General features: G+C 52.7%; 12 protein-coding genes. 5 read left to right on the top strand and 7 right to left on the bottom strand.

Annotation, left to right across the window (positions count from 1 at the left end; all coding sequences use genetic code 11):
* Nucleotides 1–150: 150 nt before the first annotated feature.
* Nucleotides 151–945 carry a phage antirepressor N-terminal domain-containing protein gene (locus Absy_RS11145; protein ID WP_158319859.1) on the bottom strand — a complete coding sequence of 265 codons (795 nt, stop codon included), beginning with the start codon at nt 943–945 and terminating at the stop codon, nt 151–153.
* A gap of 16 nt (nt 946–961) precedes the next feature.
* Complete coding sequence (locus Absy_RS13050) at nt 962–1,162, bottom strand: Arc family DNA-binding protein (RefSeq protein WP_048854844.1); 201 nt, start codon at nt 1,160–1,162, stop codon at nt 962–964.
* Nucleotides 1,163–1,246: 84 nt separating this feature from the next.
* Between Absy_RS13050 and Absy_RS11155 the strand changes: the two genes are divergently transcribed.
* Nucleotides 1,247–1,594, top strand: a complete 348-nt coding sequence (locus Absy_RS11155) for a TraY domain-containing protein (protein WP_052945762.1) — start codon at nt 1,247–1,249, stop codon at nt 1,592–1,594.
* 91 nt (nt 1,595–1,685) lie between these two features.
* On the opposite strand, the gene Absy_RS11160 is transcribed toward Absy_RS11155, so the two are convergent.
* Nucleotides 1,686–2,126 (bottom strand): hypothetical protein, encoded by a 441-nt coding sequence (locus Absy_RS11160; RefSeq protein ID WP_146802660.1) that lies wholly within the window; start codon nt 2,124–2,126, stop codon nt 1,686–1,688.
* Between the two features lie 496 nt (nt 2,127–2,622).
* Here Absy_RS11160 and Absy_RS11165 point away from each other — a divergent pair, with 496 nt between their 5' ends.
* Both Absy_RS11165 and Absy_RS11170 read left to right on the top strand, forming a co-directional pair.
* Nucleotides 2,623–2,877, top strand: a complete 255-nt coding sequence (locus tag Absy_RS11165; RefSeq protein WP_048854846.1) for a type II toxin-antitoxin system HicA family toxin — start codon at nt 2,623–2,625, stop codon at nt 2,875–2,877.
* Complete coding sequence (locus Absy_RS11170) at nt 2,874–3,218, top strand: type II toxin-antitoxin system HicB family antitoxin (protein WP_048854847.1); 345 nt, start codon at nt 2,874–2,876, stop codon at nt 3,216–3,218. Before Absy_RS11165 ends, Absy_RS11170 begins: the two co-directional genes overlap by 4 nt.
* 21 nt (nt 3,219–3,239) lie before the next feature.
* On the opposite strand, the gene Absy_RS11175 is transcribed toward Absy_RS11170, so the two are convergent.
* From Absy_RS11175 to Absy_RS11190, 4 genes are read right to left on the bottom strand one after another with little or no spacing between them, the layout of a single operon-like run.
* Nucleotides 3,240–3,812 (bottom strand): Gp138 family membrane-puncturing spike protein, encoded by a 573-nt coding sequence (locus Absy_RS11175; protein ID WP_245614827.1) that lies wholly within the window; start codon nt 3,810–3,812, stop codon nt 3,240–3,242.
* A 58-nt stretch (nt 3,813–3,870) separates the two neighbouring features.
* Nucleotides 3,871–4,833, bottom strand: a complete 963-nt coding sequence (locus tag Absy_RS11180) for a baseplate hub protein (protein WP_084597156.1) — start codon at nt 4,831–4,833, stop codon at nt 3,871–3,873.
* Nucleotides 4,826–5,125, bottom strand: coding sequence for a phage baseplate plug family protein (locus tag Absy_RS11185; RefSeq protein ID WP_048854849.1), 300 nt, complete (start codon nt 5,123–5,125; stop codon nt 4,826–4,828). The genes Absy_RS11180 and Absy_RS11185 overlap by 8 nt, the downstream gene beginning before the upstream one ends.
* A 3-nt stretch (nt 5,126–5,128) precedes the next feature.
* Nucleotides 5,129–5,848 carry a phage baseplate protein gene (locus Absy_RS11190; RefSeq protein WP_048854850.1) on the bottom strand — a complete coding sequence of 240 codons (720 nt, stop codon included), beginning with the start codon at nt 5,846–5,848 and terminating at the stop codon, nt 5,129–5,131.
* A 436-nt stretch (nt 5,849–6,284) separates the two neighbouring features.
* On the opposite strand from Absy_RS11190, the gene Absy_RS11195 reads away from it, so the two are divergent.
* On the top strand, nt 6,285–6,458 hold the full coding sequence (locus Absy_RS11195; protein ID WP_158319860.1) for a hypothetical protein: 174 nt from the start codon (nt 6,285–6,287) through the stop codon (nt 6,456–6,458).
* 271 nt (nt 6,459–6,729) lie between these two features.
* Entirely contained in the window at nt 6,730–7,161 is a 432-nt protein-coding gene (locus Absy_RS11200; RefSeq protein WP_048854851.1) for a hypothetical protein, read from the top strand.
* The last annotated feature ends 128 nt before the right edge of the window (nt 7,162–7,289 follow it).

The raw sequence follows: 7,289 nt of genomic DNA on the forward strand, positions 1-7,289 counted from the left end.
GCGCAAGCAAATCGTCCGTTGAGCGGCCAAAGTCTTTTCTTACGCCCGGAAGGGCATAGGCGGCGTTAAATATGGCGGCAGAAACAGCATCATCACTCATTCTCTCACCAGCGTTGCCACCCCCGAAGGGATGGCTGGCCGTTACGGCGCTTACGCTGGCGTTTGGGAGAAAGGGACGGGGGTGGCCTCCAATCCCATTTCCTTCTGGCCCTTCACGGCCTTGGGCAGAAGGTGGCGACCTGCGCCCACGGTGAAGTAAGCGTTTGCCACGACCTCATGAAAGCAAAGCTTCCCCTCCTCCGTTGTCTGGCTGATCACATAGCCCATACGAAAGGACAGGCTCTTAAGGGCACTCGATACCCTTTGCGACATGCCGCGCTTACGCTTCACCACGCCATAGTGCTGCAACCATCCCCTTGCCGTGCGGCTGCTTGTTACTGCTACGCCTGCGGGGCGGATAGCGAGTGACCCGTCGATCTTCTGCATCAATTCGTCAAGCTTCGCGCTGATCGGAGTTAACGCCTTATTGACAACACCCTTTGCAATTCCTCCCGCTTCTTTCGCGGTAAGATGTGCGCCAGAAGCAATCACCTTGCCGAAGAAGTGGTTGAAAAGAGCACGGGCACATTCGGTCTGGTATTCGATCACTTTGGCCCGGGTTACTTCATTCTTGATCCGGTCCGGGTGGATCGTGGCAAGCCAGAAGTTTAGCCGGTCGAGAGTGAGAAAAAGCGTTTCTTGATCGCCGCTAGATGAGGGCACCACCGTTACGGTGGCACCCCGTTTAATCACAGGATGGGCCTGCATTTTCTTACGCTGCCCTTCCCAGTTTAATCCCATCCCTTCAACAACTGGCTTCATCGCGACGAGTGTGTTCTCAGGACGATCGCCAGCGATTGCGACAAGCTTTGCACCGTGGAAGTCGATTGTGGTAAGTTGTGTCACGGCTGTGGTTCTCCAATCATTTGCTGGAGGCATCGGGGGATTGTTTGGCGACGTGCCCCGGTGCCTTTTTTGTTTGCTCTAAATGAAGAGCGTAAAACTCCAAGCCCACTACAATCTCAGCATTGAGGCTACGCCTGTTTTGGTCCGCTGACCTCTGCATTTGCGCCTTGAGTTGAAGCGGCGTTCGAACGTGAATCATTGGGTCGTTGCGCTTCATGTTTTCCCTACCAGTTTGGTATATAAAGATTGTATCAAAATGGTATCATTGCGGTCAATACCATTTTGATAGATTATTTTTGGTATGTCCCAAGAAGAAGTTCAGATACACATCAGGGTGCCCGCTGATATTAAGAAAAAGCTGGAAACATCAGCCAAAGAAACTGCGCGTTCCCTGAACGCAGAAGCCGCGCAAAGGCTTGCTGATAGCTTTAATCCAACCACTATGGCGGGAAGGCTTGACGCAGCGGAAAGGGGGCTTGCTGAGCTATTGGCTAAAGCCATCCTTGCTCGAGAGAAGCAGGATCGGAGATCACTAGAGAAAATGTCCGAAGAAGAGATTACATGGATCGGTCTCTGGCGCGACATGAATGAGTCGCAAAGAAGGATGGCTCTCGCCATGATCCAGGCCGCGATCAATTCCGCCGCGTAACCGCGCGAGGCCTTGAAGCGGAAGCATGAGTTAGCTCATGCAATCCACTGCCAGCTTGAAGGGGGTATCGTTCCGTAAAACGATACCCCCTTCAATCATTAAACCCCTTGAGGATCACCCGCGATGAGCATCTACATCCCGGCTCCATTCCGGGGTAAGTCCACTTACCGCCTATCTTTAGGCCCTTTCTTACATCGAAACGCTTACCGTTCGCCTCGCGGTGCGCTAAGTCCTTTGTTTGCCCTTCAATATCTCCTTGGAATGCGACAAAGCACGGCGCTTTAGAATGCACCCATTCCGCTGTATAAATTCCGGTGTCTATTTGCCTAGCCCGGTTAATGAGCGCCGTGATGCGCCCGTTTATTGCTCGCGCTATTTCTGCTGCTCGGGCCCGCTCAACGCCGATTTCGCCTAATGCCCAGCTAAATCGCCCTAAATCTCCGCCCGTAGAAAATGACTGTATGGCCTGATCCATAATAAAGCTGCGCTCGTGTTTCGGCACATCTGGAAGCGCGTAAATCTGCTCACGCAAGTCCTTCTCTATATCTGCCGTAAACCATTTCCGATCAGCCTTAATAGTTAAAGACTTCGCACCGGCATTTAATCGCCGGGGATGAGGCGGGGCATACACCCGCTCAGGCTTTTCCTCTCTCGCAGGTTTCTTCCTAAACCAACCCCAAACCATTCCACGACTCCCGCAGGTTAAAGCGAGATTATTGCGCGGACGCTTGCCCTTAAACAGATCTTATTTATCATTAAACCCCGGCAAAATTATCCTGCTTGCACACCGGCATGTGTACTGCTTTCGGGAGGTATGATTCGAGTGGTGGCGTCGGTACTGGCAGGGTTCTCCTTTATGGAGGCAACCTATGTCAGATTTGCCCCTCCCGATTGCAGCGCGTTCAAATTGAACAAAGTTTCCGTGTTCATTTTGAACAGATATTGCGGCCTGACCGCCTAATATATTTTCCCTTCAAAGCTAGCATTTTTCGCTTGCACATCAGCCATAGATAACGCATTATGCTAGCATGAACCGCAAGCAAGAACGCCTCCTCAAAGCCATCTTCACCAACCCGGTGAGTGCTAGCCTGAACTGGGCAGACATTGAGGGGCTTCTTGTCGCAGTTGGCTGCGATGTTCTGGAAGGCAACGGCTCCCGCGTTAAATTTATCTGCCGCAAGCAGGTTCTGGCGGTCCACCGCCCACACCCGCGCAAAGAGGCAAAAGCCTATCAGGTCCGTGCTGTGCGGGAGTTTTTGGAAAATCTAGGAGTAAAACCATGAGCGCCATGAGTTACAAAGGCTATCATGCCCGTGTCGAGTTCTCTGCAGAAGATGGCGTATTCGCGGGGCGCATTGCTGGCATTGGAGACATTATTACCTTCGAAGGTGAGAGCGTCACTGAACTGAAAACCGCTTTTGAAGAAGCGGTGGACGATTATCTGGCCACCTGCACCGAAATCGGGAAGGCCCCGCAAAAACCCTATAGCGGAAAGGTGATGTTCCGCCTGTCTCCTGAGGTGCACGCGCGCGCATCTGTTGCAGCAGAATTGCAGGGTGTGAGCCTAAACCAGTGGGCAGAGACGGCACTGAATAATGCAGCGGGTAAGGCTCTGGCCGGTTAGTATCCGCCGGCGAGAGCCCCATCACTCCGGCCCACCAGTATTTCCGCTGCCCGTCTGCACGCCAGAGTGCTTGTGGCTCTCAAGGCTGATGCTGCCTGCTTTCACGTCTCCAGTAGCTGTTACGGACCCGGCCACGTTTACATTGCAGTTAATATCGCACTCGGCTGCATCCACCACAAACTTGCCCGCCGTTTTAACATGCACATCGCCCCCAACCCAACCGATGTATTCAACCGGGGCGGCGTTGAGAAAGCCGCCAATGTACAGCGCATCCGCGTAATCATGCTGGCGGAAACTGCCTGGAGCAGACGGCGCGCGGTTGGCCTTTACGCCGGATATGTCGCGCCCGCACACAATAAGCGCGCCAATGTCCCCCACAGCCGGGTCGCAGATAACCGCCCGCGCGCCGCCCTGCAGGCGGAAGTAAGGCACACCGTAGATAATGCCGTGCGGGACCGTGCGCCCTGCCCCGTCCTGCTGGTGCACCATAATCTGTACATCCACGGTGCCGACTGGTTGCAAGCCTACGGCATGGACGGCCTTGACCTGCACCAGCGTGTCCGCGCCGATCATGGAAAGGACCTGATGCACCATTGCTGTATCTGCGTTGTAATGGCTCCCCCTATCAGTGGAGCGCATTATGGGGGTTAGCTTATCGGCCAAATGTTGCAACTCCGACTGCAAGCTCAGGGCGTGCGGCCTCAATGGTTGTTATCCATACCCCGCCCGGCTCTTCAGTTTGCAGGTTATGCTGCATACGCTGGACAACCCACAGCCCGTTGGATGGCGGATAAATGGTGCCGCCAGCCAAACCCTTGAGTTGCCCGCTCGTGTTCATCCAAGCCGCGGGAGAGTATTCGCTTTTAAGCTTTATCGTGGAGCGAAACCCAATGATGGGGTTAAACAGGCATTGCAGCCCAACACCCCCTTGACTGTAACCGGGGTATCCGATCAGCCCAGTCTCTGACGATATTTCAACTGCGCCACTGGAATCTGCCATGAATGCCTTGGGCCAGATGTGCAGAATGTTCATCGATATAATATAGTAAATACCAGATGCGCGTGCACAGGCGTTCATTTGTGCTGAGGCTGCCCCCCAATAATAAACCGGTCCAGACAGAACACCATCAACGCCATGATTCTGAAATTTCAGGCCAGCCTTACCCGCTATCGTTTCCATAATAGTCGCAACAGGCGCGCCGGAATTAAATGAGGTCGTGGTCACAGGAATAGTAGCGGGGAGAGCGGTTGATAGTGCTCTGACCTCAAACGCCACGCTTGGGCTGCCGGAATAATCAACAAAGCCCTCTATGACGCCACCGGAAAAGATGGTCGATAACGCGGCTCCCTCCTCTCCGGCCAGAACCGTTACAGTATTCAGGCTTTGAGAAACCACGCTGGATTGAACAACGGAAAGCCGGTTCATTTGGTCGAGTTTCATACCCTCAATTCGCAGGGCGCACATAACGCCTGTTTCCATGCCAGCACTCAGTATCTGGCACGATACACGGTGGCCGGAGAGGGTGATCTGCTCATTATCGCTGCCGTCAAAGCCACCCTGCACGATGTTGAAAACCACATCAATCTTGCGCTTTACAAAGCTTCCATCAGACATTCTGGCCCTCCTGATAATAAAGGGCGAACCTGCTCCCCAGCCCCGATGAACTGGGGTCATCATTTCCTTTTGTATCCACAAAGGTCAGATCCCCCGGCATTCCAAAATATGCCTTGCGCACAATCCAAGTTTTGTTCTGGCAAAGCACGCCCGCTATGATCATTGTATTGTTCAGCCAGATATTCATGTACAGGCCATTTGTGCGTTGCTGAATATCAAGCTGAACAGATTGCCCGGACAAGGGAACCTTGACGCTCTGGTACGCCACTGCGTTGAGTGGGATTATTTGCATATCTCAGGATATCCCCGTAGACGTTACAGAATTAAAGGAATCCTCCTCGGCCTGAACATTGCCGCTGTTCTGCTTGGCCTGACCCGCAGGGTTCTCTGTGGGAGTTACCGAACTGGTGGCCGTAATGCGCACCTCCTGCAACCGAACATCCGCCCACAGCAGCGTAACCCCGCGCTCAACCGAGCGGCGTATTGAGTATTCCACTACGTTCATGGTGGTGTAGCGCTGCTCTGGCGTGACCACGTAATAAAGGTTTAGATCGGCAACCAGACTCTCCAGAGTCTGAGTAAACTCAGACCGCACCGTAAGTTCTGAGGAAACGCCAGAGACACCAAAAGCGGACAGTAGGTTGCTAATGGCGCTGATATTGCCAAAGCTCATGGTGGTGCCATCGCACAGCAATTCCACCATGATCTCGCTCGGGCGTTTGACCTTGTTGCAGGACATAAACGCGCCATTCTCCAGCGGCGCGTCAGAGATCATATACCCAGCGCGAATGTCCACCGCCCGCACCCGGCCAGAGGTTACAACGGGGCTGTTTGTGCTATCAAAAATACCCCATTGCGTAGATGCCTGCTGGACCAGATAGCTTTGCAGCAGCGTGTCCACCTCAACCGATGCCACGGCGCGCGCGTCTGCCCTGACTGGAGACCAGAGCTTGGGGACACCATCCCCCGAAACGACATTAGCCGTGGCTGGCTGCGCCACCGTTTGCATGACCATGACAATGGCTCCCGAATGATGGGGCAGCGTAGTACAGATTAGGGGTTGGGTACAAGGTCAGGATCTATCTTCGGGATGCCATCAAATTCTAAGTATCTGTTATGCACTCAAATTTTGGCTTTAGTTGCTAGAATGTTCGTGAAGAAAAAATCTTTTCTCCGAGACTCTCAGGTTTTCTGCCAATTTTCTAAAGTGCAAGTATTTTTCTACGTGGAAAATCAATTCTGTACCCTTGCTCAGGTAACAAAGGTACGGGCATAGCTAAGCCTAGATACAGAAAAAGGGGCAGGATTAGGCCCCTACCCCTCTTTCCACCACAAACAGAACTGCTGTGTGGTTATGCTACTTAAGCACTCGCGCGTCCTCTATGGGGATTACAGTAGCATAGGTCAAGGCAGTTCATCCTTAAAAACTTCCTTAAACGGGATGATGAACTATGACGACCAAATCTGGCGGCGGCCGTGGCCCCGTAAAACCTGGCACTTCTTCTTCTGTAAAAACGACTGCTGGAAAGGTGCTGCATTCTGGCCGCGCCACACCCACGCAGGCAAAGCAGCTTGCCGCGTCCGTTATGCGGCATGAACCAGCCCACAAGGGGCCAAAGAAGTAAGGTGCACAACGGCTGAACGCGGTATCTGCATAACGCCGTTAGCTTGGGGGCGCTCGCTTGTGGCGTCCCCAATGCTTAAGGCTAAAACCAGACAACGCTCAGTCTCTTTCACCAAAAAACCCACAGTCTGACAAAGCACAGGCGCAGGGTCGGATAATTCATCTACCCAGCCCCATGCCGAGGAAGGCTGCGCGCTATCCTCCCATTCTATGAGAACGGGGCGGAATGGTGTGTCTTTTTTCAATTTTTGATATCCAGAGGAGAGATGTTCATGACTAAATTTCTCGTGTCATATCTTTTTGATACCACCCAGCCCGATCTCCATGCAGCGTTCAAAACTTCCGCTGAAAAACATCATTTATGTGAATATATTTATGCCACAGATGACAATGGAAAATCTAAATACTGCAAACTTCCGCACACCACATTGTGGGGTGAAGGACGAAAGTTATCTTCTGTATATGATCTTCTTTTAAATCTTGCAGAAACGATTCTTAAGCAAGCCGAGGAGGACAAGAAAATTTCCTCCTTTATGGCCAACTTTATCAAGGCCCGTGGCGGTTTGATAGAAAATATGTTGGTTTCACCGCTTATCGCGGAAACTGGGAGCACCACTATTATGCAGGTTAAAGAAGGTAAATTTACCGGCCGCGTTGATAGTGATGTGAAACTTGCAGACTGCCTGGAACACCAAAAAAAGTAACCGTTAACTGCGAGTAAAAAGGGCGGCCCTCCAGCCGCCCTTTCTCCTAAGCCAAAGCCTTCTGCCCCACCTCCCTGCGCTGTTCCTCCGCGACCACATCGCCCCAAAGCTGAGTGATGGCGCGGGCG

Source organism: Acetobacter syzygii (assembly GCF_000964225.1).
Taxonomy (GTDB): domain Bacteria; phylum Pseudomonadota; class Alphaproteobacteria; order Acetobacterales; family Acetobacteraceae; genus Acetobacter; species Acetobacter syzygii.